Below are 24685 nucleotides of genomic sequence, written 5' to 3'. Positions count from 1 at the left end.
CCGCGATCGCGCTCGCATTCATCATGCCTGCCTTCGCGCAGGATTCGAACAACACCATGCATGACGGGATGGACCACGACCCGATGGCGATGGAGCAGGCGGAGGGTGCTCGCAGCCCCTCGACCGAGGCCTTCATCGCGGCCAACACCAGGATGCACCAAGGCATGGATATCGATTTCAGCGGCAACGCCGATGTCGACTTCGTTCGCGGCATGATCGCTCACCACCAGGGAGCGATCGACATGGCCAAGGTCGAACTGCAGTACGGCAAGGATGCCGCGCTGCGCAAGCTCGCGGAAGAGATCATAAAGGCCCAGGAGGGCGAGATCTCGATGATGAAGGACTGGCTGAAGAAGAACGGTCAGTAGGAACGCCGCGTTCTCAAGAAGCTTCGGCCCGCTGTGTTACTGCCGGGTCGAAGCCGACACTTCGAGGACGCCATCGTCAGCGGAGCCGTCCCGGGACACCGAGGCTTCCACCAGGGTCGCGGCAATCGCTCTCGCCAGCATCAGGCTGTGCTGGCGAATTTCCACGTTGTTGTGCTCGCGGGCGGACCGGATAAGGTTGAACCCCTCACGCAACACGATTTCCTGGGCCTTCTCGCACGCCCAATGCTCTATCCCCATGTCGTTCGACATACACTTCCCCCAACCTGCCAAATCCATCAGCGGAAAGCGGCATGATCGCACTCACGCGCCAGGGAACCATCCTGCAATACAACTTGCCGAAATTGCCGCCTCAACCAGAAGCTACATGATTCTCTTGGAAAGCAAATACGGAAGGAACACCTGATTCTGAGGGGTTAGAATCTGTATTTGCTTTTAAAAGCCGTGGTTACGGCTTCACGAAGCGCGCCCTCGCCTGCTCAACCTCCTCGCGGCAGAAGCACCCTTCCAGATGATCGTTGACGAGGCCCATCGCCTGCATGAACGCGTAGATTGTGGTCGGCCCGACGAAGGTCCACCCGCGTTTCTTGAGATCCTTCGAGATGCGAACCGACATCGCCGTGGTCGGGTTGGCGACGAGGGTCTCGTAATCCATCCGCTCCGGACGTTCTTCCACTTGCGGTTCATGGGCCCAGAAATAGCGGGCGAGCGAGCCGAACTCCGACCGCATCTCCTGCGCCCGTCTCGCATTGTTGATCGTCGAGACGATCTTGCCGCGATGGCGGACGATCCCCGCGTCGGCAAGGCACCGGGCGATGTCGTCGTCACCGAAGGCCGCGACCCTGTCGTAGTCGAAGCCGGCGAAGGCGGAGCGGAAGCTCTCCCTCTTGCGCAGTATCGTCAGCCAGGACAGACCGGACTGGAACCCTTCCAGGCAGATCTTCTCGAACAGGCGGAAGTCGTCGGTGACCGGACGTCCCCACTCGGCGTCGTGGTAGCGCCGGTAGTCCTCTAGATTGCCGTGCCAGGCGCACCGGCTCCTGCCGTCTTCCCCGACGATCAACCCTTTTTCCGACATGACCAACGCTCCCTTTGTTTCCTGTTTGTTCGCATTTACCATTGATCAACCAGCTTTGGAAAGGCCGCAATAACCCTACCCGACGGTTTATCGTTCCGTTCGATGTCGAACGATCGTCCGTTTACCATTCGCTTTCCGGGGGATGCGAGCATCGAACCACAGCGCGCCCGGAGGGCGTGCACGGTTCAACGATGCAACCCCCGCCGCCCGTTCGGGTCGGCGGGAATCTTCTGTGCGGCGAAAGGTTACGGGTACGCCATGTCAAGAATGTCCATTCTCCTTGCCACCACTCTTCTGCTTGCAGCGGGCGCCGCCCATGCCGACGATCGATACATGACACGCCCGCCCGTGGTGGTAAGCCCCGACCTGACGGCGCCCTGGGTAATGCAGCTCGGCGGCCAGGGCGTCCGGCCCGCGGTTCTAGAGCGGCGCACCGTCAAGCGCCAGCAGGCGTTCCAGAGGCAGATCCTGCGCAGCAACACGCCGCGCGTTCAGCAGGTGGCGGCGGTGCGTGCAAACAAGCCCGTCCAGACGCAGATGGATCCGATGTTCCTGCCGCAGCTCGTCGACTACGATACGACGCACAAGGCCGGCACGGTCGTCATCGATACCAACAACCGCTTCCTCTACCTCGTCATGGAGAACGGCAAGGCCCGGCGCTACGGCGTCGGCGTCGGCAAGCCCGGCTTCGAATGGGCCGGCGCGCACAAGATCACCCGCAAGGCGGAATGGCCGAGCTGGACGCCCCCGCAGGAGATGATCTCCCGCGAAGCGGCGAAGGGCCACTACCTTCCCGCGTTCATGGAAGGCGGGCCTGCAAACCCGCTCGGTTCGCGTGCCATGTATCTGGGTTCCACCCTCTACCGCATTCACGGGACCAACGCGCCCTGGACGATCGGCTACGCCGTTTCATCCGGCTGCATCCGCATGCGCAACGAAGATGTGGTCGATCTCTACGAACGCGTGAAGGTCGGAACGAAAGTCATCGTGATCTGAGCCCAGCATATCCGGCGCTCCATATTTCAATTCAAGAAACAGGGTCTGCCGATGGTGTATCGCACCGCAGCGAGCCGGTATTGTGTCCGGCCCGCTGCATGACTATGAAGCACAGAAGCCGCACCTGCGCATAAAACGAACATCACAATCGTATTATCGCACAGGGATCGACTTGAATTTACGATCGCGATCGGTAGCGTTTCATGACCGGGGTAGAGAGGGAAACGATCATGCAAAAATATATGCCCATGCTTCTCGCAGGCGTCATCGCAGTCACTGCGATCCTGCCGGCGGCACCGGCAGCCGCGTTCACTGCGGGCCAAGCGGATGCGCGCCAGGCCGCAACCTCGGACGTCAGCCTGGTCGCCGTGCAGAAGCAGCCGGCGCCGCAGTATCTTCGCCGCAAGGTGCGGCTCGTTACCGACGAGCGCCCCGGCACGATCATCGTCGATACCAACAACAAATATCTCTACTTCATCGAGGGCGGGAACCGCGCGACACGTTACGGGATCGGGGTCGGCCGTGAAGGTTTCGGCTGGTCGGGCGTGGTGACGGTCGGCCGCAAGGCCGAATGGCCGGGATGGACACCGCCTGCGGAGATGCGCCGGCGCGAAGCCGCAAAGGGTCGCATCCTGCCGACCTACCAGGAGGGCGGGATCGACAATCCGCTCGGTGCGCGTGCCCTCTATCTCTACAAGGGTGGCAACGACACCGCATTCCGGATCCATGGCACGAACCAGCCCTGGACAATCGGTCTCAACATGTCGTCCGGGTGCATCCGCATGATGAACAAGGACGTGGAGCACCTCTATGAGCGCGCGGGCATCGGCGCCAAGGTCATCGTCGTTGGTCCGGGCAACCGCCAGGGCACCGTCAGCTATCAGGACCGCGGGGTCGATATTTTCAGAACGCTGTTCGGCGGCTGACGCGCCCGGTCCCGGCACGACTAGCGCACATAAGGACTTTGAATGCCGGCCCAGCGCCGGCATTCTTCATTTGTGCGGCAAAGTGAGAGTTCAGGCGAGAGCCTTGGGCTTTTCTCCGCCGTAAGCCCAGTCAAGCAGCTCGACGGTGTGCAGGATCGGGATCTCGGTTCCCGTCGCGATCTGCGTGATGCAGCCGATGTTGCCGGTCGCGATGATGTCGGGCTTCACGGCCTCGAGGTTTTTCACCTTGCGCGCCTTCAGCTTGCCCGAGATTTCCGGCTGCAGGATGTTGTAGGTCCCGGCCGATCCGCAGCAGAGGTGTCCTTCGGCGGGATCGCGAACGGCAAAGCCTGCGGCCTTCAGCAGGTTCTTGGGCGCAAGAGTGATCTTCTGCCCGTGCTGCATGGAGCAGGCCGAATGGTAAGCGACCGTAACCTGCCGCAATTCCTGCCGCGGCAGGTCGAGCGTCGCCAGATACTCCGTTATGTCCTTGGCGAGTGCCGAGACACGCCTGGCCTTTTCCGCATAGGCGGGATCGAGGCGCAGCATGAAACCGTAGTCCTTGATTGTCGTCCCACAGCCGGAGGCAGTGATGATGATCGCGTCGAGCCCGCCATTGTCGATGAGCCGTGTCCAGACGTCGACGTTGTGGCGCGCGGCATCGAGCGCCTGCTCCTCGCGCCCCATGTGGTGGACCAGCGAGCCGCAGCAGACCTCGCCCTCCGGCACCACAACCTCGATGCCGAAACGGGAGAGCAGGCGCAGCGTCGCTTCGTTGATCTCGGGCCGCAGCACGGGCTGCGCACAGCCGGAGAGAATAGCGACGCGTCCGCGCTTTTCTCCCGCCGGAGGCCGCGCCCCGGGCCGTGCGCTGTCCGAGCGCGGCGGAACGGCCTTCGGCGCCAGATCCAGCATCGCGGCGAAGGGTTCAAGGGGCTTGACCCGCTTCAGCAGGCCCGCGAGCGGCCTGCCCAGGGCAGCTGCGCGAAGGGCCAGCCGGAACCGGCCAGGATAGGGCAACACCGCCGCAAGGATGTTCCGGGTCAGGCGGTTCCAGAACGGACGCCGGAAGGTCTGCTCGATATGGGCGCGGGCGTGATCGACGAGATGCATGTAGTCGACGCCGGATGGACATGTCGTGGTGCAGGCCAGGCAGGAGAGGCAGCGATCGATGTGCGTCACGACCTGCTCGTCCGCCGGGCGGCCGTTTTCCAGCATGTCCTTGATGAGGTAGATGCGCCCCCGCGGACTGTCGAGTTCGTTCCCGAGCGTCACATAGGTCGGACAGGTGGCGGTGCAGAAGCCGCAATGGACGCACTTGCGCAGGATCTTTTCCGAGTTGGCGACGTGCGGGTCAGCCAACTGCTCGGGCGTGAAATTGGTCTGCATCAGAAAATGCCCTTGTCCTGGCGGAGCGAGGTGGGAGTGGTGGAGCCTTGAGCCGCCATCTCCTCACCCGGCCAACTGCGAAGCGAAAATTCCTGCCGGATCGAACTTTTCCTTGATCCGTATGCTGAGCGCTGCGACCGGCTCGGGTTGCGGCTCGAAGGCCGCAATGCCGGCAGCCAGCCAAGCGGGAGCGCGCACGAGCGTGGCATGCCCGCCGCCGAGCGCCTTGATGTAGCTGCGCACGAGCGGCGCCTCGGGATCTGCCTCCATCCGAAGCCAGACCAGGCCACCCTGCCAGTCATAGAAGGCGTCCACGCCCGTCTCCAGCCGAAGGGCCGCGACAAGCTGGTGCCCGGCCGTCGGTGCGACGGATACCCGCCAGAGCGGACGGTCACTCCCGTCGCAATAGGGATGGACGTCGCGGATTTCGCGCCACAGCCGGAGGCTCGCCTCCTCGCCGAGCGTTAACACGCCGCCGAACCGCGCCATCCCGGCGGCGAGGCGTTCGGCACGGACGGCGACCGATGCGGCGAGCCCCTCGAGGCGCAGGACGGTGGCGGCGCCTTCGGGAAGCGTGCCGTCGACGAAGCGTCCCCTCACCGATTCCGGCAGGTGTGCCGCCCCTGAAACCTCGACCGACATCGACATGGCCGTTGCCATTGCGGCAGCGGCCTCCGCGTCGTTCAGTCCCGAGACGACGATGGTGAGCGCGGTCTGCGGCACCGGCAGGAGGCGGAACGTGACCTCGGTCAGGAGCGCGAGCGATCCGCGCGATCCCGCCAGAAGCTTGACGAGATCGAGCCCCGTCACGTTCTTCATCACCCGGCCACCCGCCTTGACGATCTCGCCCTGGCCGTTCACGAAACGGACGCCAAGAAGGCTGTCACGCGCGGCACCGGCAACATAGCGGCGCGGCCCGGAGGCGTTGGTGGCGAAAACGCCGCCGATGGTCGGCTCCCCGGTCGTTGCAAGGACCGGCCGCATGTCCATCGGCTCGAAAGAAAGCATCTGGCGCCTCTCGGCGACGGCCGCCTCGATTTCGGCAAGCGGCGTGCCGGCCCTAGCCGTCAGCGTCATCTCGGCGGGATTATAGGCGACAATGCCGGAAAGCCCGGCCGTGGAGAGGATGTCGGCCTCGGCCGCATCCGGCCGAGAGCGCGTCCCGCCACCGCGGATCGATAGACTGGTTCCGGATGCCGCGGCCGCCTGCACGATCCGTGCGGCAGCCTCCTCGGACAAAGGCTCATGCGTCATGGTCATGCGGCGGGCCGTCCTTCGAGCGGGAAGACTTTCGAGGGATTGAGGATCCACTGGGGATCGAAGGCGGCGCGCACCGCCATCTGCTGGGCGAGGTCCGCATCGGTGTACTGGTGGCGCATCAGGTCCCGCTTCTCTATGCCGACCCCGTGCTCTCCCGTCAGGCAGCCGCCGACGTCGACGCAGAGTTTCAGGATGTCGTTGCCGGCAGCTTCCGCACGGGCGGCATCCTCGGGATCGTTGGCGTTGAACAGGATGAGAGGATGCATGTTGCCATCGCCCGCATGGAAGACGTTTGCCACTCGAAGGCCGTAGCGCTCGATGATCTCGGCCGTGCCGCGCAGCACTTTGGAGAGCTGGCTGAGCGGCACCGTTCCATCCATGCATATGTAGTCGGCAATGCGGCCCGTTGCGCCGAAAGCGGATTTGCGGCCCTTCCAGATGAGCGCTGCCTCCGTGGCGGACTGGCTTTCCTTGACGACCTTCACGTCATGACGCCGGGCGATCTCGATGATGCTCGCCAGCATGCCGTCCATCTCCGCATCCGACCCCTCGACCTCGACGATCAGCAGGGCCTCGACATCCATCGGATAGCCCGCACCGGCAAAGGCTTCGCAGATGCCGATCGCCGGCTTGTCCATGAACTCGATCGCGACGGGAATGATGCCGGCGCCGATGATGTCGGCGACACAGGCACCTGCCTGCTCCGAGGAATCGAAACCGAAGAGAACGGGGCGCGCACCTTCCGGCTTCGCGATGAGCCGCACCGTCGCTTCCGTGACGATGCCGAGCTGCCCCTCTGCACCGCAGACGAGGCCGAGGAGATCAAGCCCGGGCGCGTCGAGCGCCTTTCCGCCGAGGTCGACGACCGTTCCATCCGTCATCACCAGCTTCACGCCGAGGAGATTGTTGGTGGTGACCCCGTATTTCAGACAGTGGGCGCCTCCCGAGTTCATCCCGATGTTGCCGCCAATGGTACAGGCGAGCTGGGAGCTCGGATCCGGCGCGTAGAAATAGCCATCCGCCGACACGGCTTCGGAAATGTTGAGATTGGTGACGCCGGCCTGAACCGTTGCCGTGCGATTGGCGTAGTCCACTTCCAGGATACGAGACATCTTCGACAGCCCGAGCACGACCGCATCCTCCTGCGGAATCGCGCCGCCCGAAAGGGAGGTCCCGGCACCGCGCGGCACGACGGGAATGCCGTAGCGGGCGCAGTACTTCATGACAGCTGCGACCTGGGCCGTCGTCTCCGGCAGCGCGACCGCCAGCGGAACGCGCCGGTAGGAAACAAACGCATCGGTCTCGAAGGGCACGAGTTCGCGCGGCTCATGCACGAGGCAGCCGGGCGGCAGAAGGTCCGCGAGGTCGGCAACGATCTGGCTGCGGCGGGCGAGAACTTCCGCCTTCGGTTCCAGGAACCCGATCTGATCCATGCGGCGAACCTCCCAGCCTCACAAGTGGTATTTTTTCTTTACCACTTCCGCCGAAAGGAGGCAAATGCTAAGCACTGTTTCCGCAAAGGCAATAATGGATCCGACTTGTGACAAATCTCGGCGATCTCGAAATTTTCTCCCGCGTGGTCGATACCGGCAGCATGTCCGCAGCCGGCCGGACGCTGGGACTTTCGCCCGCCGTGGTCTCCAAACGCATCAAGCGGCTGGAGGAACGCCTCGGCACGCGACTCCTGCAGCGCACCACGCGCCAGATATCGCTGACCGAGGCAGGACAGGGCTTCTACGAGCGAATTCTCGGCATTCTCGCAGGCATCGAAGAGGCGGAAGCCTTCGTCTCGGGCCGCTCGGGCACGGCGCGCGGAACGTTGCGTGTTTCCGCGCCGACATCCTTCGGCCGCATGCACATCGCCCCTCATCTCAAGGCCTTCCTGTCGGCGCATCCGGATCTCACGATAAACCTGGTGCTGTCAGACGAGTTCTCGGACATCGTCGGCGGCGGATTCGATCTCGCCGTCCGCATCGGAGAGCTGTCGGATTCCTCGCTCGTCGCCCGCAGGCTCGCGCCGGTGCGCAGGGTCCTTTGCGCCGCCCCGGATTACCTGAAGCAACACGGCACCCCCGAGACGATGGAAGACCTCTCCCGGCATGTCTGCCTGCCGCCGCACAACCAGGACATCTGGCGCCTGGACGGCCCCTCCGGGATCGTGACGTGGCGTCCGGACGGCCCGCTGGTGACGAATTCCAGCGAAGTCATACGGGAAGCAGTTATCGCCGGCATGGGGATTGCGCTGCGCTCGACCTGGGACATCGGCCAGGAACTGAAGGAAGGCAAGCTCGTGCAGGTTCTTCCCGCCTTCGAAAGCTCGAAGAGCGTGACCCTTTCCGCTGTCTACCCATCGCGCCAGTTCCTGCCGGCCAAGGTGCGGATGTTCATCGACTACCTCGCCGATCTCTACGGCCCCGCGCCCTACTGGGACCGCTAGGGTCCAGAAGCTGACGCGGCTTCCGGGGCAACGGCATGCCAAGGAGACGGCACGAGGCTTCGTCCCTCTCCGCTCAGAGCGCGTCCTCCTCCGCGTGTCGCCTGCGGATCGCCCTCACGAGGAGCCACATGGAAAGGACGACGGCCGGCACGGCGATACCTGTCAGCGTCTCTGGCTTGACTGGCAGGCCGAGGCCATTCGCCGCCTTGGCGACATATCCGAAGAGGCCGACCACATAGTAGGAGATTGCCGCCACCGAGAGCCCTTCAACGGTCTGCTGGAGGCGCAATTGCAGCTTGGCGCGGCGATCCATGGAGTTCAGCAACGTTGCATTCAGCTGCTCCAGCTCCACATCGATCCAGCTTCTGAGCAGCGCCGTGGCGCGGGCGAGCTTGCGCGACAGGTTCGCCTGCCTCTCTTCCACCGACTGGCAGGTGCGCATCGCCGGCGCGAGACGGCGTTCCAGGAAGGCGCCGAGCGTTTCGTAGCCGGGCACGGCCGTCTCGGCCAGTGTGCGCACACGCTCCTGGACGATGCCGTAATAGGCCCTGCTTGCACCGAAGCGATAAAGGCTCAGCGCCGCATTGGCCTCCAGCTCCGCTGCCAGGCGGGTGATCTCGCCGAGCATCTCGTCGGCCTCGTCGCGCGCGTGGAGCTTCATGCGCTGGGTAATCGCGGTCAGCCCGTCCTCGATGCGGCGGATCTCGGGCGAGAGCGACTGGGCGAGCGGCAGCCCCATCATCGCCAGCGTGCGGTAGGTCTCGATGTCGAGGAGACGCTGCACCAGCGCACCGCGCCCGGCCTCGGTCATGCCACGGTCGATGACGAGAATCTGGGTAAGCCCGTCGCCGTTCTGCCGGAAGTCCGTCAGAACGGCCGCCTGCCCGTCCTTGACTTCGCTGTAACAGAGGCTGGTCGGGTCGAACACCGCCATGGCGGCGCGCGTTTCCGGCCTGTCGGGGCGGATCTCCAGCCGGATGCCCGATATCAGCGTGCCGGGCGGCGAGAAGCTGTCGCCGAACGGATGCACGGGCACCACGTCCCCGAACTTCTCGGGCACCGGAGCGTCCCAGAAGTAGGTCGAGAATTCCGTATGCCGCTCCCAGCGCAGCGTTCCCTGCCCCCAGCTCATCGCCTGGTGGCTGGCATCGCGTGCCGGCGGAGAAACCCCGCGCGAGCGCGCCAGGTTCGCAACCACCGCCTGGTCCACGGCGGACCCGCCCTCCGTCAGGAAGGCGAGCTGGAAAATCACCCGCGGAGAATCCACCAGCGCATAGGGCCGTGCGTGGATCTCACCCAGCGCCTGGGCGCGTGCAGACGCCGGCGGAAATGCAAAACTTCCCTTTGCCATGCCTGCTTGATCCCCCATCGCAAATGCATCGACCCCCTTCGCTTAACAAATGTCAGGCCAAAAAAGAAAGGGCTCATTGACGCAGGGGCCACGGAGAAATCCCGCGAGTGGACAAAAATCTTGACCGGTTTTAATTCAAGTTGATACCTTTGCCCGCATGGAGACCGTCCCGAACGCCGAATCCTTCGACCTTTTTGCCCGCATCAGCCATAGCCGCACGGCAGACGAGGTTGTGCGGCAGATCGAGCTGCTGTTGCTCGAAGGCGTGCTACGCGACGGCGACAGGCTCCCGGGAGAACGGGAGCTTTCCAAGCGGCTGGACGTGTCTCGTCCCATCCTTCGCGAGGCGCTGAAGGAGCTCGAAACCCGCGGCCTGCTCGTCAGCCACCACGGCGGGGGCACCTATGTGGCCGATCTCATCGGGCAGGTGTTCTCGAAGCCCGTCGTCGAACTGATTGCACGGCACCAGCGCGCCACCAGCGACTATCTGGAATATCGCCGCGAGCTGGAAGGGATCACAGCCGAACTGGCGGCACGGCGCGCAACGCAGTTCGACAGGGAGATGCTGACGCGGATCCTCGCCTCCATGCGCCAGGCGCACGAAAAGGGTGATTTCGAGGAAGAGCTTGCGGCCGATGTCGAGCTGCACAACGCCATCGGCGAATGCGCCCACAACATCGTCCTGCTTCACACGCTTCGGGCCTGCTACCGGTTGCTGGCGCAGGGCATTTTCTTCCACCGCCACCTGGTATTTTCGTCCGAGCATTCCCGCGAACAGCTACTCAGCCAGCACGAGGCGATTTGTGCGGCGATCATCAGGGGCGATGGCGCACTGGCAAAGTCGGCGGCCCAGACCCATATTGACTATATCAGCGCGGCGATCCGGGAAGCGGAGCGCAGCGGCGAATGGCAGCGCATATCGCAATTGCGCATGCAGCAGCGCGGCCTGACGGACTGACTCCGAAACGACACGATCCTCGGAAACCTTCGGGGAATAGGCCGTTCGGCGGCGCGCAAAGTTTACACAAGGCAGATGGCGTAGATAATCGGCCATCAAGGCTTTTTAAGTGATTCGAACAAAAGGGTATGAAGCGGACCTTGAACATCCTGAACCGACTTGCTGGTGATGTGCACCTGATGTTCCGGCGCCCTGCGCGGGTGCAGTATGCGGCGCTTTGCTATCGCTTCAGGAAAAAGCGATCGGTTCTCGAGGTTCTCCTCATCACCAGCCGCGACACGGGCCGCTGGGTCATTCCCAAGGGATGGCCGATGGCCAACCGGGACTGCCATGGCGTCGCCGAGCGCGAAGCCTACGAGGAAGCCGGCGTAAAGGGCAAGGTCGGCAAGATGTCGATCGGCCACTACATGTATCAGAAGGGCCTGGCAGAGGGCCTCAAGGTCAGCTGCAAGGTCCAGGTCTACGCGCTGGAAGTCGAGGACATCTGTAAGAACTACCCGGAAAAGGGCGAACGGCGGATGGAATGGGTGAGCTGCGCCGAAGCCGCCCGCAGGGTCAACGAACCAGGGCTGAAGAACCTGTTCCTTGCCTTCGAGAAGTCCATGCCGGTCGAGCCCGCCCTCCCCGCTTCCAAATAATGTACCACTGTCCGGTTCCGGTCATATTGCTCTTGCCGTCCTGTGACGATAGTCCCAGTCGTGACAAAGGAGCATGATTGATGGCGAATTCGCAGGTGCGGCTCGAAAAGCCGACGCTTGACAAGGATCTGGACAAGCTGACCTTCAGCGAGCAGGCGACGCAGTTCGTGCTCAGGTCCTGGACAGGCGTGGGCATAGCTCTGGTCTTCCTGCTGCTTGCAATGGCCGTAGCCAGCGCATTTGTCTCGAATGCTCCGGGGGCGACGCTGGTCGTGGTCGCGGCTGCGCTTGCTGCCTACATGGCGATGAACATCGGCGCCAACGACGTCACCAACAATGTCGGCGCTGCCGTCGGCGCCCGCGCGATGACCATGACGGTCGCCTTGATCCTCGCAGCGATCTTCGAGATCGCCGGCGCCGTCATTGCCGGCGGCGGCGTGGTACAGACCATCGGTTCCGGGCTGCTCGATAGTTCGCGGTTCGGCAACGGCGAGACCTATGTCTGGGCCATGGTGGCGGCACTTGCCTCCTCCGCACTCTGGATCAACTTCGCCACTCTCGCGAATGCCCCCATCTCGACCACCCACTCCATCGTCGGTGGCGTGATCGGCGCGGGTGCCGCGGCAAGTGGCCTCGGCAGCGTGCAGTGGGATTCCATTTCGCTAATTGTCGTGAGCTGGACCCTCTCGCCGATTCTGGGCGGCGTCATTGCCGCCCTGTTCCTTGCCCTGATCAAGGAGTTCATCATCTACCGCGAGGACAAGATCGCGGCCGCGCGGTTCTGGGTGCCGATACTGATCTCAGTGATGCTCGGATCCTTCGTCGCCTTCCTTGCGCACAACGCCATCAACCAGCTGTACGAGGTTTCGCTCACCTCCGCTCTACTGATCGGCCTTGCAGCTGGCATTCTCTCATACTTCATCGTGTCGCCGATCGTCGCGCGCCACTCCGTCGGGCTGGAAAACAGGAACCAGTCGCTCAGAACCCTCTTCAAGATCCCGCTCATCTGCTCGGCCGCCCTCCTATCCTTCGCTCACGGGGCAAACGACGTCTCGAACGCGGTCGGGCCGCTGCTCGGCGTGGTCACGGCGCTGCGCCACAGCGCAGCCGGCGACCCCATGGCACCGCCGCTCTGGATCATGCTGATCGGCGCGTTCGGGATATCGATCGGCCTCATGCTTTTCGGCCCCCGCCTCATCCGGCTGGTCGGCCACGAAATTACCAAGCTCAATCCGATGCGCGCCTTCTGCGTGACGCTTTCCTCGGCCGTGGCGGTGCTCACCGCATCGCTGCTCGCGATCCCGGTATCGTCCACGCATATCGCCGTCGGCGCAGTCTTCGGGGTCGGGCTGTTCCGCGAGTGGTATACCCGGAACTCCAAGCGGCGCATCGAGTACATCCGGGCGAGAGGCGGCAAGATTGCCGACGACGTGCCCCAGTTTTCCAATCCGGACGAATCCCGCCGGCGCTATCTCGTGCGCCGGTCGCACTTCATGACAATCATAGCGGCCTGGATCGTCACTCTGCCGGTCTCCGCGGCGCTCTCCGCAGTGATCTTCGTGATCCTCAACGCGCTGTTTACCTGAAGGAAGACCTGCGATGCGCGCGAACTACCGCATGCAACGGCTTTTCGTCGAGGGCGCGCTTCATGACGGCGCGGCGCTGGAAGCGACGAAGGAGCAGTTCCACTACCTGGCCAACGTGCTGCGCATCGAGGAAGGGACGTCGATCCTCGCCTTCAACGGCCGCGACGGGGAATGGCGCGCGGAGATTTCGCTGCCGACCCGCAAGCGCCTGATGATGACCGCCGTCGAGCAGGTCCGGCCGCAACCCGCGCCATCGGACCTTCACTACCTTTTTGCCCCCCTCAAGGTCGGACGCCTCGACTATCTCGTGCAGAAGGCGGTCGAAATGGGGGCCGGTGTCCTGAGACCTGTCATGACGCAGCATGTGCAGGGCAAGATCACCAGTCTCGAACGGCTGCAGGCCAACGTGATCGAGGCGGCCGAGCAATGCGGCATCCTCTCCATACCCGACGTGATGCCGCCACAAAAGCTGACCGACCTCCTCAGCGACTGGCCCCGCGACCGTCGCATCGTCTTTTGCGACGAGGGCCACGAAAGCCAGAATCCCGTTCCCGTGCTGCAGGCAATCGCCGAGCGAAAACTTGCATTGCTGATCGGGCCCGAAGGCGGGTTCTCCGACGAGGAACGCCAGTTGCTGCGCAGCCTCGACTACGTGACGGCGATCCCGCTCGGACCGCGGATCCTCAGGGCCGACACGGCCGCAGTCGCCGCAATGGCGGTGCTTCAGGCGACGGTCGGCGACTGGAATTGAACAGGCGTGGCAGTGCCTTGCGCGACACGCTCATATCGTTTTTTTGAACCTGTCTTGAAATGAATTCGCTTGCACCGCACTTAAATCCGGTCCAAGCACCCCTCACGTGCCTGTCTATTCTGCCAGGCAATACCCGATCAGAAGAAGACGCCCATGGCCCGTGATACAACCGACCAGACGCCGGTTCGCTCGATAGCAGACATGACGGAATATCTCGCCGCCGGTTGCAAGCCGAAGGAGCGATTCCGCATCGGGACGGAACACGAGAAATTCGTCTTCTTTACGGCTGACAACAGCCCCGTTCCGTATTTCGGCGACCGGAGCATTTCCGCGCTGCTGAAGGGGATGCAGGAGAAAAGCGGCTGGGAGCCGATTCTCGATGCGGGCAACATCATCGGCCTCGGCGAGCCGTCGGGCATGGGCGCGATTTCGCTCGAGCCGGGCGGACAGTTCGAGCTTTCCGGCGCGCCGCTCGAAACCCTTCACCAGACTTGCAAGGAATCGCAGCAGCATCTGGCAACCTTGCGCGATATCGCAGAGCCCCTCGGCATACGTTTCCTGGGCATGGGCGGAAGTCCCAAGTGGACATTCGACGAGACCCCGCGCATGCCGAAGTCGCGCTACGAGATCATGACCCGCTACATGCCCAAGGTCGGCACCAAGGGTCTCGACATGATGTACCGCACCTGCACGATCCAGGTTAATCTCGACTTCTCATCCGAAGCGGACATGCGCCGGAAGATGCAGGTCTCCCTGAAGCTGCAGCCGCTTGCGACCGCACTGTTTGCAAGCTCGCCCTTCACCGACGGCAAGCCGAACGGCCTTCTTTCGTGGCGTGGCGACATCTGGCGCGACACGGACAACAATCGCGCCGGCCTCCTGCCCTTCGCCTTCTCTCCGGATTTTGTCTTCGAGAACTATGTCGAGTGGGCGCTCGACGTGCCGATGTACTTCATCGTACGCGACGGCAAGTATCACGACTGCACACACATCACCTTCCGCCAGTTCATGGGCGGCGCGATGAAAGGTGTGGTCGCGGACTTCGAGCCCAACATGGGCGACTGGACCAACCATCTGTCGACGCTGTTCCCTGACGTGCGGCTGAAGCGCTTCCTCGAGATGCGCGGTGCCGACGGCGGACCGTGGCGCCGGATCTGCGCCCTCCCCGCCTTCTGGGTAGGACTGCTCTACGACGACGGCGCTCTGGACGCGGCCGAGGCGCTGACGCGCGACTGGACGTATGACGAGGTGCTGGCCCTGCGCAACGGCGTTCCCGCCAAGGGACTTTCTGCCGAACATCGCGGCCGCCCGCTCATGGAAATCGCCCGCGAAGTTCTCGCGATTTCGCGCGGAGGGCTTGTTGCACGCAACCGCCTGAACGGCGATGGCGTGGACGAGAGCATCTTCCTCGCGCCCCTCGAGGAAGTGCTCGCCAAGAAGGCGACACTTGCCGAGGACATGCTCGCTCTCTATCACGGCCGCTGGGGCGGTTCCGTGGATCCCGTCTTCACCGAATACCAATATTGACGGTTCGGCGGCCGCACGACCAAGAAAGCGGTTTCCGTCCTTGAATTTCCCGTTATAGTGCAAGCACATGCTTATGCTTTGCGAGGGGATCGGGATCCACTATGCTGCCTCTTTACGACATGATGATGCAGGCGCAGAACGGCAAAGCCATGGAGGTCATGGCCAAACAGTTCGGCCTGGCCCAGGAACAGGCCAACAACGCGATGGCCGCGCTGATGCCGGCCTTTTCCGAAGGCTTCAAGCGCAACGCCGCCAATCCCTATGACCTGGGAGCGTTCCTGACCGCGCTCGGTTCGGGAAACCACGTGAAGTACTTCGAGGACATGACCAAGGCCTTCACGCCTCAGGGCATGGAGGACGGAAACGGGGTCCTTGGCCATCTCTTCGGCTCCAAGGAGATTTCGCGGGCAATCGCCGCGCAGGCCGCCCAGATGACCGGCATCGGCCAGGAAATCTACAAGCAGATGCTGCCTGTCATGGCGACCACGCTGATGGGCGGCATTTTCAAGCAGTCGATGGCGCCGTTCATGGGCGGCTCCCAGGGCACTTCCACTGACAATCCCTTTGCCGTCATGGCCCAGCAGTGGATGGAAGCGACGGGCATGGCGAAGAAGCCTCAGCCTGCCGCCAATCCCTTTGACAACCCCTTCACACAGGCCATGCAGAGCTTCTTCAGCGGCGGAGCTGCCGCGAAGAAGGACACGCCGAACCCCTTTGCGGACAATCCATTCGCCAAGGCCTTCCAGGACATGATGGCGGGGTTTTCGGGTGATACCGCGGACAAGACGGACAAGAGCGTGTCGCCGGCGGAATCGCTGACCAAGCTCTTCAACACGATGTTCGACACCGGCCTCGAGATGCAGAAGGACTATCAGAAGAGCATCGAGAACATCTTCGAACAGATGAGCAGGTCTGTCGATACGGACGATGCACCGCCGGAAGAGAAGCCGAAGAAGTAATATCGCAGGGCAGCCGGTGCTTCAGCACTCCCGGCGCCTGCTCTGATCCGAGCATATCGATCCGGACGGGCCGTCGCCCGGATCGCGCCGCGCCCCGTCAGGCCAGGGCGCTGGCGGCGGCGACCATGGAGAAGCCGCCAAGAACGACCGCCGCCCCTTTGTACGCATGGCGGCGAACACCGCGCGGCAACAGCGAGCCGAGCATCACCCACCCCATTCCAGCGATGACCGAGAGCGTGACGAATGCGCCGACCCATCCGGCCGTTCCCCCGGCCTCCGATGGTGGAATGAGCATGGTCCCGACGAGCATCGCCTTCGGGTTCAGGAGTGTGGTGAAGAGGACGCGAAAGAACGCGCCTCTCGCCGGCGCCGCGGTCATGTCGACCTTTTCGGTCCAGAGCCGTACGGCCGAGAGGATAAGCCACAGGGATGCGATCGCCTTCATGATCGGCAATGCCCAAGGAAGGCCGCCGGTCAGGGACGTAAGCGCCACGAAAAAGGAGATCGCGATCGCATAGCCCAGCGCTTCGGCAAGCGGCAGGAAGAGCGCCCGGCGAAAGCCGAGGGCAGCTCCGGACGCAGCAAGAATCGTGTTTGTCGGTCCGGGGGTGAGAAGGATGATCGACGAGGTAAGGAGAAAGGAAACGGTGACCATGGAAAATCCGGAAAGAACGATGGCGCAGCTATAGCGCAAAATCGGGTGTCCGGATTGACCGAAATCACATCTACCGGCGCAAATTCCTTCCGGGCAAGAAAAAGCCCGGCGCAACCGATCTCGGTCACTCGCCGGGCAAGCAGCAGGGTCATTGGCTCATACCCTGCGGGGAAGGCTGGAACCGGTCAGTCGAGCAGACCGGTCCTCAGGTGCTGGCGCGCCCGCTGGCGGGCGGCAATGGTCAGATGCAGACTGGAATCGCCGAAGAAGGAGGAGGTCGCAGCCTCACGCAAGTCTTCGCGGCGCAATCCGATATCCAGGAGCTGGTGATCGTCCAGCTGGTCCAGATTGCCGAGGACTCGACGGTTCCGCCATGCGCGCAGCAGCATCGTTGCATAATTGCGGATACGCCCCAGGTAGGTCGGGGCCGGTCGCAGGGACAAGGCGAGGTCGAGGTCGGTGGTGCGGTCTAGCATGCGCATGGCACTTTCTCCTTTCCGGCTCCGTAGTCCATCAGATCCGATGGTGTTGAACGGCGCCAATGATCGTTCCCCGTGGACGCCATGCCCACGGCGGTGAAATTTGCACTCCTGAAAGAACCCCTTCCCGCCGGGAGGCCCTAGCGGGAAGGGTCTGGGGCTACGCGCTGGAGCCGGCGGATGGCTCATCGCGTTGCAGGTGTTTTTTCGCAGAATCTCATTGATCAGTCCAACGAATGTTTTTAATAGTATTGATCAAGCAAGCTTATGGATGGTGCTCATGTCCGCTCCCCTAGACATCGACCAGCTGCAGACCTTCGTTGCAATCGCAGATACAGGCAGCTTCACAAAAGCTGCGGACCGCGTGTTCAAGACGCAATCCGCGGTCTCGATGCAGATGCGCCGCCTCGAGGAGAGAATCGGCAAGCAGCTCTTCATGAAGGATGGCCGCGGCAACCGCCTGACCACCGAGGGCGACCGCCTGCTCAACTTCGCGCGACGCATGATCCGATTGAACAACGAGGCGATTGCGGCCTTCGACGACAATCGACTCGAAGGCACGCTCCGTATCGGCACACCAGACGACTATGCCGATCGCTACATGCCGGAAATCATCATGCGGTTCGCCAAGACCCATCCGAACGTGGAGCTCTATATCGTCTGCGAGCCTTCGGTGGATCTCGGTGAGAAAATGAGCAAGGGCGAACTCGACATCGCGCTGGTAACGCACAATCCGCGCCAGCGGCAGTCGGACGTGGTGAGAACCGAGCCGCTCTGTTGGGTGGCATCCGCCAATCATCCGCTTCCCGAGAACGCGCCGGTGCCGCTCGCGGTCGGCCGCCGGGATTGCCAGTGGCGGCAGATCGCCTGCGCAGCCCTCGATTCCGTCGGACGGGACTACCAGGTCCTGTTCACCAGCTGGTCCTCGACCGTCGTTGCAGCAGCAGTGCTGGCGGGCATGGCCGTGTCTGTGTTGCCGGAATCCGCGCTTCGCCCGGGCATGAAGGTGCTGACACAGGCCGATGGCTTCCCGAGCCTTGCACCGGTCCAGATCGGCATCATGAAGCGTCCGGGGCTTTCGCCCTCGCTGATGAACGCGATTACCAACCACATCACCGCCTGCCTCGACAACATCACGCCGCTCGGCATGAACGACGACCTGCCGGAGGCGGAAGTCAAGCCCTTCCCGCGCCTCCAACGGGCCCGGGCTGGCCAGATCCTGCCGGGCTGGTGAACTGCGGGCGCACGGGCTGCCCAACTCAAAAAGCCAGAAGGCCAGGCCTCGTGACCCGGCTTTCAATGTAGCCAAGTGGCGCTGCCGATCGATCAGCCGAGATTTTTCTTCAGGAACTCCACGGTGCGCTGCCAGGCGAGTTCGGCTGCGGCCTTGTCGTAGCGCGCGGCCGACGTGTCGTTGTTGAAGGCATGGTTGACCCCGTCGTAGACGAAGACCTCGAAGGTCTTGCCGCTGGCCTCGAGCGCCTTCTTGTAGGCATCGATGCCGGCGTTGATGCGGTCGTCGAGGCCGGCATAGTGAAGCAGCAGCGCAGCCTTTATGCCTGGCACATCAGCCGCTGCCGGCTGCGCGCCATAGTAGGCGACGCCCGCCTTCAGGTCGGGAGACTTCGTGGCGAAACGGTTCACGAGACCGCCGCCCCAGCAAAATCCGATCGCCCCCACATTGCCGTTCACGCCCTGAAGGGTCGCAAGATATTTCAGGCTCGCCTCGGCGTTCGCAACGGTTGCGGCGGGGTCCAGCTTGCCGATCATCTCGCGCGCCTTGTCCTCGTCCGAAGGCGTTCCGCCCTCCGGCGAAAGAAAATCCGGGGCAAGCGCCACGAAACCTTCCAGCGCCATGCGGCGGGCAACGTCTCGGATGTGCGGGTTGAGACCGCGGTTCTCGTGGATCACGATGACGGCGCCGAGCGGGCCGGAAGCGTCCTTCGGCCGCACGAGATATCCCTTCATCTCGCCGCTGCCGCCGGGATAGGTGACATCTTCCGCCGTCACGCGTGCATCGTCGGACGCGATTATTTCGGCGCTCGCGCTGTTTGCGGCGAGCATCGGCGCAATCGCGGCCGCGGTCGCGGCGGAGCCGGCAAGCGCCGTCAGGCGCTCCATGAACCTCCGCCTGTCGAGGGTCAGATGGGTGTATTCGTCGTAGGCATCGATCATCGCCTGCGTGATAAGCGGCTTTTCCATGTCATCCTCCCGTTCCGAATAGCTGGTCGTCGGGGAACCCGGACGCCTGTCGCCGTCAGAATAGGGCAGCGGACAGAAGTTCAGAGTACACAGGTGAACAAAACTATGTGAACGGGCCGAAACACGCGCGGATGGCTGCGCGCGAGATCGCGCGGCGCCCGGCCGTCAGCTCATGGCAACCCAGACCGCGAGCCATACCCACATCAGGACGACGGCGCCGTAGCCGACGAAGAAGGCCGGCCGGCGATAGCGCAAGCGGTTGTTCGTCAGGTGGATGAAGGCATGGACGTAGCGCGAGAGGGCGAAGATCCAGGCAAGACCTATCGTCACCACGTTGTCGGCGTTCACCATGTAGAGCAGGATCGTGGCGACATAGAAGAGCACCGGAAGCTCGAACTGGTTGGCAACCGCATTGCGCGCGGTAATGCTCGCGGCCGGCTCGTGCCTGTTTTCCCTGAACTGCGAAATCTTCGCATGCCCGCTCCTCACCGCCTTGGTGCGCCGCGTTATCAGCACGCCATAGAGGAAGAGAACCAGAAAGGCATGTACGATCATCGGCCAGAAAATGGCCTCGTTGCTCACGGAAATCATCATTCGAACCCAAAAACAGTTAAGGCGCGGCCATGACGACCGCGCCAAATTGATCATACCAGCATCGAATTCGAAAGAGCAACCGGCGCAAGAATGTCCGGTCGCCTCGCTCTACCATACGCAGCAGCCGCAAGCGGCATCCGGCAAGGCCGGACGCCGGCTCGAAATGGCACGTCAGACGGCGCCCGGATAGTTCGGGCTTTCGCGGGTGATGGTGACGTCGTGGGCATGGCTTTCGCGAAGCCCGGCGCCGGAGATGCGCACGAAGGTGGCACGCTCCTGGTATTCCTTCAGATCCCGGCCGCCGACGTAGCCCATCGATGCCTTGAGACCGCCGGCGAGCTGATGGAGAACACCAGCGACCGGTCCCTTGTAGGGAACCTGTCCCTCGATGCCTTCCGGGACCAGCTTCAGCGTATCGCGGACCTCTGCCTGGAAATAGCGGTCGGCCGAACCGCGCGCCATCGCGCCGACGGACCCCATGCCGCGATAGGCCTTGAAAGAGCGGCCCTGGTAGAGGAACACTTCGCCCGGGCTTTCGTCGGTGCCGGCGAGCAGCGAGCCCACCATCACCGCGGATGCGCCGGCCGCGATCGCCTTTGCGAGGTCGCCGGAGAACTTGATGCCGCCATCGGCGATGACCGGAACGCCGGCTGCAGAGGCGGCTTCAACGGCGGACATGATCGCGGCGAGCTGCGGCACGCCCACGCCGGCGACGATGCGGGTCGTGCAGATCGAGCCCGGGCCGATACCGACCTTGACCGCATCCGCACCTGCATCGATCAGTGCCCTGGTGCCATCGAACGTTGCGACGTTTCCGGCCATGACGCGAACGGAATTGGACAGCTTCTTCACGCGGGCAACGGCGTCGAGCACGCGCTGGGAATGGCCATGCGCCGTATCGACGACGAGAAGATCGACACCGGCATCGATCAGGCGTTCTGCCCGCTCGAAGCCGTCGTCACCGACGGAAATTGCCGCAGCGGCGCGAAGGCGGCCCTGAGCATCCTTGGAGGCATTGGGGTTGAGCTGCGACTTCTCGATGTCCTTGACGGTGATAAGCCCGACGCAGCGACCGTCACCGTCGACGACCAGCAGCTTCTCGATGCGGTGCTTGTGCAGTAGGCGCTTGGCTTCCTGCTGATCCACCGTCTCCTTGACCGTGACGAGGTTTTCCCGCGTCATCAGTTCGTAGATCTTCTGGGCCGGATCGGAGGCGAAGCGGACGTCACGGTTGGTCAGGATGCCCACAAGACGCCCCGGCTTGCCGCCGCTGCCGTTCTCGACAACCGGAATGCCGGAAATGCCGTGCGACTTCATCAGGCTCAAGGCTTCCGCGAGCGTCGAGTCCGGGCCGATCGTCACCGGGTTGACGACCATGCCGCTTTCGAACTTCTTGACCTGACGGACTTCCTCGGCCTGCTCGGCAGGCGTGAGGTTGCGGTGGATAACGCCAAGACCGCCGGCCTGTGCCATGGCGATGGCGAGCCTGCTCTCGGTGACGGTATCCATTGCAGAGGAGAGGATGGGGAGGTTCAGGTCGAAGTCGGTAGCAATGCGGGTCGCGATGTTCGTCTGCCCCGGCATGACTTCGGAGTGACCGGGTTGCAGAAGCACGTCGTCGAACGTCAACGCTTCCAGACCGGTTGCAGTTTCTATGATACGCGCCATGGCCAAATCCCTTCGGTGTAAATGCAGCAGCCCGAGGGGAACATTGGGAGTGATCCGCCTCGTCGCTTCTAAGTTATTCTTGGAAGTTGGCGAGGGCTCGTAACACGTTCATGACCGATTGGAAATAGCTAAAACCCGGGATCGCTCCCGGGTCACACAAGAACCGCGAAAGAACTGCGAAATCGTCGCGTTCAGAGGTCGTACTGATACGCCAGCGGAACGAACCGATAGCCTTCGCTCGCCTTCTCGACGAAACCCGCAGCCGGGAACGGCATGTGGTAGCCGACGAAGGCCAGCCGGTCGGTGGCGATCATGTCGAACACCTGCTTGCGGGTGGCCGCGGCCATGGCCTTGTCCATGTCGAAGCGAACCTCCCAATCGGGCCGTTGCAGCGAGAGAACATAGTGATTGGCGGTATCGGCCGTCAGGATCAGCGGCTTGCCCTCCGATTCCAACCGGAAGATCATGTGCCCTGGCGAGTGGCCGAACGCGTTGATGCCGGTAATGCCCGGCACAACCTCTCCGCCATCCTCGATGAAGGTGATCTTCTCGGCGAGCGGCTTCACCTTCGCCAGCACGCCCTTGTGCCCCTGTTCGGCCGGCGTTCCGACGCGATCCGTGCTCGCCCAGAAATCGTACTCCGTTCGGCCGGTGACATAGCGGGCATTCTTGAATGCCGGCGCGCCGCCTTCCATCACACCGCCGATGTGATCGCCGTGCATATGGGTCAGCACGACCACCGTGACCTGGTCCGGGGTGTAGCCGACCGCCTGCATGCCCTCGGCGAGGCGCCCCATGCCGGCCTCGCGGCCGCCCTCTCCCATGCCGGTATCGAACAGCACCAATTCCGAACCCGTGTCGACGACGGTCGGCGAGAAGCTGTTGACGAAACGATCCGCCGGAAGAAAGTTCTCGGTGAGCAAGGCGCCAACCGTCTCTGCGGTCTGATTCGTCCCGAACGTTTCGCCGGGCTTGTCCGAGGCCCGCGCACCGTCGCGGATGACGGTCACGTCAAAGCTGCCAAGCTTGAAGCTGCGTGTGGCGACCGGTTCCTTCATATCTGCATTTTCCACTCCGGATGCTGCCTGCGCGGCTCCCTGCCTCATGACGAATGGCGCCGCCAATGTGCCGACTGCCGCAGCACAAAACAATGTACGACGTGAGATCGTTCCACTGAACTTAGCCATCTTGGCCTCCCCTGTTGATGTCCACTTTGAAGTTGCGCAGCATGACTCTCCGACAACCGGTAGCAAGTCACGATACTGTCGAAAACATCACGGGTTTGTGATGCTCCCGGGAATTCCCCGAGGTTTGACATCCCCGGACATTGGGCGCACAAGACCGGCATCCAGGAGAGCCGGACGGTTAGTCGCCCTGTCTCTCGCCAGCGCGCTCCGCACCGAACCACGCCAGTCGCAAGCAACCACCCCATGAATCGCATCGTTCCCCTGATCCTTGCCGTCGCGCTCTTCATGGAACAGATGGATTCGACTGTCATCTCGACGTCGCTGCCGGCTATCGCACACGATCTCGGCGTCGGTCCGATCACGCTCAAACTGGCGCTGACCGCCTACATGGTGTCGCTTGCCATCTTCATTCCGCTCAGCGGCTGGATGGCCGACCGCTTCGGTGCCAAGCGCATCTTCCGCTCAGCAATCGTCGTCTTCATCATCGGTTCCATACTCTGTGCCGTGTCGAACAGCCTCGTCGCGTTCGTCGTCTCGCGCTTCATCCAGGGCATGGGAGGGGCGATGATGACGCCTGTCGCCCGTCTCGTGCTTGTGCGAAGCACCTCGCGAAGCGAGCTTGTTTCCGCCATGGCGCTGCTGACGATCCCGGCGCTCGTCGGCCCGCTCGCCGGACCGCCGCTCGGCGGCTTCATCACCACCTATTTCACCTGGCACTGGATCTTTCTCATCAATGTTCCGGTCGGGATCGTCGGCTATGTCCTGTCCGGTATCTTCCTGCCGGAAATCCGCGCCGATGCGCCGCCGCCGATGGACTTCAAAGGCTTCCTCCTCAGCGCGATCGCCGCCTCCGGCACGATGTTCGGCCTGTCCGTGGTGAGCCTGCCGGCACTGCCGCCGGTGGTGGGACTCGTTTCGACGGCCGTCGGTGTCGTCTGCGGCTTCCTCTATGTCCGCCACGCGAGACGTCATCCGGCACCGCTTCTGGACCTCCGGCTCTTTCGCAACAGATCGTTCAGGGCCGCATCCGTCGGTGGCACGCTCTTTCGCATTTCCGTGGGCGCGGTTCCGTTCCTGATGCCGCTGATGCTGCAGGTGGGCTTCGGGCTTTCGCCGTTTCAATCCGGGCTCATCACCTTCACCGGTGCCATCGGCGCGATCACGACCAAGTTTCTCGCCAAGCGCGTGCTGACCTTCGCCGGTTTCCGCTCGACGCTGATCGTCGCCGCGATCGCGGGTGCGGCGCTCACCTTCGTCAACGGCCTGTTCACGCCTTCAACGCCCTTCGTGCTGATCGCCCTGGTGCTGCTCGTCGCGGGCTTCGCTCGGTCCTTCTTCTTCACCAGCGTCAACGCGCTCTCCTTCGCCGACATTCCCGACAGGGATGCGAGCAAGGTGACCTCGATGAGCGCCGTCCTTCAGCAGATGAGCCTTGCGATGGGCGTGGCGGTCGCCGGTGCCATCCTCGAGATCGAGACGACGCTGACCGGCTCGCCGCTGGAGCTCAGGGACTTCCAGATCGCGTTCATGATCATTTCGGCGATCACGCTCGCCGCTGTCATCCCGTTCCTCTCGATGCCCAGGAATGCGGGCGCATCAGTCTCCGGCCACCGGCTGGTGGCACGCGAGAGCGACACGTCGACGGCGGTGAAGTAGAG

Annotated in this window: 24 protein-coding genes; 12 read left to right on the top strand and 12 right to left on the bottom strand. The window is 63.1% G+C overall.

Annotation, left to right across the window (positions count from 1 at the left end; translation table 11 throughout):
* Positions 1-56: 56 nt before the first annotated feature.
* Entirely contained in the window at positions 57-368 is a 312-nt protein-coding gene (locus F3Y30_RS07730; RefSeq protein WP_246752959.1) for a DUF305 domain-containing protein, read from the top strand.
* Between the two features lie 36 nt (positions 369-404).
* Here the strand turns inward: F3Y30_RS07730 and F3Y30_RS07725 are convergent, their stop codons facing one another.
* Positions 405-638 (bottom strand): hypothetical protein, encoded by a 234-nt coding sequence (locus tag F3Y30_RS07725; protein WP_203425886.1) that lies wholly within the window; start codon positions 636-638, stop codon positions 405-407.
* Between the two features lie 196 nt (positions 639-834).
* The gene (locus F3Y30_RS07720; RefSeq protein WP_203425885.1) at positions 835-1464 is read right to left on the bottom strand and encodes a DNA-3-methyladenine glycosylase I; all 630 of its coding nucleotides are present in this window, start codon (positions 1462-1464) and stop codon (positions 835-837) included.
* 258 nt (positions 1465-1722) lie between these two features.
* Here F3Y30_RS07720 and F3Y30_RS07715 point away from each other — a divergent pair, with 258 nt between their 5' ends.
* The gene (locus tag F3Y30_RS07715; RefSeq protein ID WP_203425884.1) at positions 1723-2460 is read left to right on the top strand and encodes a L,D-transpeptidase; all 738 of its coding nucleotides are present in this window, start codon (positions 1723-1725) and stop codon (positions 2458-2460) included.
* Positions 2461-2690: 230 nt separating this feature from the next.
* Positions 2691-3386 (top strand): L,D-transpeptidase, encoded by a 696-nt coding sequence (locus F3Y30_RS07710; protein WP_203425883.1) that lies wholly within the window; start codon positions 2691-2693, stop codon positions 3384-3386.
* 90 nt (positions 3387-3476) lie between these two features.
* Here the strand turns inward: F3Y30_RS07710 and glcF are convergent, their stop codons facing one another.
* The 3 genes from glcF to F3Y30_RS07695 all read right to left on the bottom strand — a co-directional run bounded on the left by glcF (position 3477) and on the right by F3Y30_RS07695 (position 7468).
* Positions 3477-4775, bottom strand: coding sequence for a glycolate oxidase subunit GlcF (glcF, locus tag F3Y30_RS07705; protein ID WP_203425882.1), 1299 nt, complete (start codon positions 4773-4775; stop codon positions 3477-3479).
* A 63-nt stretch (positions 4776-4838) separates the two neighbouring features.
* Positions 4839-6035, bottom strand: coding sequence for an FAD-binding protein (locus F3Y30_RS07700; protein ID WP_203425881.1), 1197 nt, complete (start codon positions 6033-6035; stop codon positions 4839-4841).
* A complete protein-coding gene (locus F3Y30_RS07695; RefSeq protein ID WP_203425880.1) occupies positions 6032-7468 on the bottom strand; it encodes an FAD-linked oxidase C-terminal domain-containing protein in 1437 nt (478 codons plus the stop codon). Before F3Y30_RS07695 ends, F3Y30_RS07700 begins: the two co-directional genes overlap by 4 nt.
* Positions 7469-7575: 107 nt before the next feature.
* Between F3Y30_RS07695 and F3Y30_RS07690 the strand changes: the two genes are divergently transcribed.
* Complete coding sequence (locus F3Y30_RS07690) at positions 7576-8472, top strand: LysR family transcriptional regulator (RefSeq protein WP_203425879.1); 897 nt, start codon at positions 7576-7578, stop codon at positions 8470-8472.
* A 73-nt stretch (positions 8473-8545) separates the two neighbouring features.
* On the opposite strand, the gene F3Y30_RS07685 is transcribed toward F3Y30_RS07690, so the two are convergent.
* A complete protein-coding gene (locus F3Y30_RS07685; RefSeq protein WP_203425878.1) occupies positions 8546-9823 on the bottom strand; it encodes a DUF3422 family protein in 1278 nt (425 codons plus the stop codon).
* 157 nt (positions 9824-9980) lie between these two features.
* Between F3Y30_RS07685 and F3Y30_RS07680 the strand changes: the two genes are divergently transcribed.
* The 6 genes from F3Y30_RS07680 (at position 9981) to F3Y30_RS07655 (ending at position 16242) form a co-directional block, all read left to right on the top strand.
* Positions 9981-10781 (top strand): FadR/GntR family transcriptional regulator, encoded by an 801-nt coding sequence (locus F3Y30_RS07680; protein WP_203425877.1) that lies wholly within the window; start codon positions 9981-9983, stop codon positions 10779-10781.
* A 140-nt stretch (positions 10782-10921) separates the two neighbouring features.
* Complete coding sequence (locus F3Y30_RS07675) at positions 10922-11419, top strand: NUDIX hydrolase (RefSeq protein ID WP_203426520.1); 498 nt, start codon at positions 10922-10924, stop codon at positions 11417-11419.
* An 80-nt stretch (positions 11420-11499) separates the two neighbouring features.
* A complete protein-coding gene (locus tag F3Y30_RS07670) occupies positions 11500-13005 on the top strand; it encodes an inorganic phosphate transporter (RefSeq protein ID WP_203425876.1) in 1506 nt (501 codons plus the stop codon).
* 13 nt (positions 13006-13018) lie between these two features.
* On the top strand, positions 13019-13756 hold the full coding sequence (locus F3Y30_RS07665) for a 16S rRNA (uracil(1498)-N(3))-methyltransferase (RefSeq protein ID WP_203425875.1): 738 nt from the start codon (positions 13019-13021) through the stop codon (positions 13754-13756).
* 153 nt (positions 13757-13909) lie between these two features.
* Positions 13910-15283, top strand: coding sequence for a glutamate--cysteine ligase (locus tag F3Y30_RS07660; protein ID WP_203425874.1), 1374 nt, complete (start codon positions 13910-13912; stop codon positions 15281-15283).
* 101 nt (positions 15284-15384) lie between these two features.
* Positions 15385-16242, top strand: a complete 858-nt coding sequence (locus tag F3Y30_RS07655; protein ID WP_203425873.1) for a DUF937 domain-containing protein — start codon at positions 15385-15387, stop codon at positions 16240-16242.
* A gap of 97 nt (positions 16243-16339) precedes the next feature.
* Here the strand turns inward: F3Y30_RS07655 and F3Y30_RS07650 are convergent, their stop codons facing one another.
* Both F3Y30_RS07650 and F3Y30_RS07645 read right to left on the bottom strand, forming a co-directional pair.
* On the bottom strand, positions 16340-16897 hold the full coding sequence (locus F3Y30_RS07650) for a threonine transporter (protein ID WP_203425872.1): 558 nt from the start codon (positions 16895-16897) through the stop codon (positions 16340-16342).
* A 185-nt stretch (positions 16898-17082) separates the two neighbouring features.
* The gene (locus tag F3Y30_RS07645) at positions 17083-17379 is read right to left on the bottom strand and encodes a DUF1127 domain-containing protein (RefSeq protein ID WP_203425871.1); all 297 of its coding nucleotides are present in this window, start codon (positions 17377-17379) and stop codon (positions 17083-17085) included.
* Between the two features lie 277 nt (positions 17380-17656).
* Between F3Y30_RS07645 and F3Y30_RS07640 the strand changes: the two genes are divergently transcribed.
* The gene (locus F3Y30_RS07640) at positions 17657-18610 is read left to right on the top strand and encodes a LysR substrate-binding domain-containing protein (protein ID WP_203425870.1); all 954 of its coding nucleotides are present in this window, start codon (positions 17657-17659) and stop codon (positions 18608-18610) included.
* Positions 18611-18702: 92 nt separating this feature from the next.
* Here F3Y30_RS07640 and F3Y30_RS07635 read toward each other — a convergent pair whose 3' ends face one another.
* The 4 genes from F3Y30_RS07635 to F3Y30_RS07620 all read right to left on the bottom strand — a co-directional run bounded on the left by F3Y30_RS07635 (position 18703) and on the right by F3Y30_RS07620 (position 23027).
* Entirely contained in the window at positions 18703-19578 is an 876-nt protein-coding gene (locus F3Y30_RS07635) for a dienelactone hydrolase family protein (RefSeq protein ID WP_203425869.1), read from the bottom strand.
* A gap of 165 nt (positions 19579-19743) precedes the next feature.
* Entirely contained in the window at positions 19744-20160 is a 417-nt protein-coding gene (locus F3Y30_RS07630) for an MAPEG family protein (RefSeq protein WP_203425868.1), read from the bottom strand.
* 183 nt (positions 20161-20343) lie between these two features.
* Positions 20344-21840, bottom strand: coding sequence for an IMP dehydrogenase (gene guaB, locus F3Y30_RS07625; RefSeq protein ID WP_203425867.1), 1497 nt, complete (start codon positions 21838-21840; stop codon positions 20344-20346).
* A gap of 191 nt (positions 21841-22031) precedes the next feature.
* Positions 22032-23027 carry an MBL fold metallo-hydrolase gene (locus F3Y30_RS07620; RefSeq protein ID WP_203425866.1) on the bottom strand — a complete coding sequence of 332 codons (996 nt, stop codon included), beginning with the start codon at positions 23025-23027 and terminating at the stop codon, positions 22032-22034.
* Positions 23028-23186: 159 nt separating this feature from the next.
* Between F3Y30_RS07620 and F3Y30_RS07615 the strand changes: the two genes are divergently transcribed.
* Complete coding sequence (locus tag F3Y30_RS07615; protein ID WP_203426519.1) at positions 23187-24683, top strand: DHA2 family efflux MFS transporter permease subunit; 1497 nt, start codon at positions 23187-23189, stop codon at positions 24681-24683.
* Positions 24684-24685: the final 2 nt, after the last annotated feature.

The sequence above is a fragment of the Sinorhizobium sp. BG8 genome, assembly GCF_016864555.1.
Classification (GTDB): Bacteria; Pseudomonadota; Alphaproteobacteria; order Rhizobiales; family Rhizobiaceae; genus BG8.
This window is presented reverse-complemented; position numbering and strand designations above follow the sequence as displayed.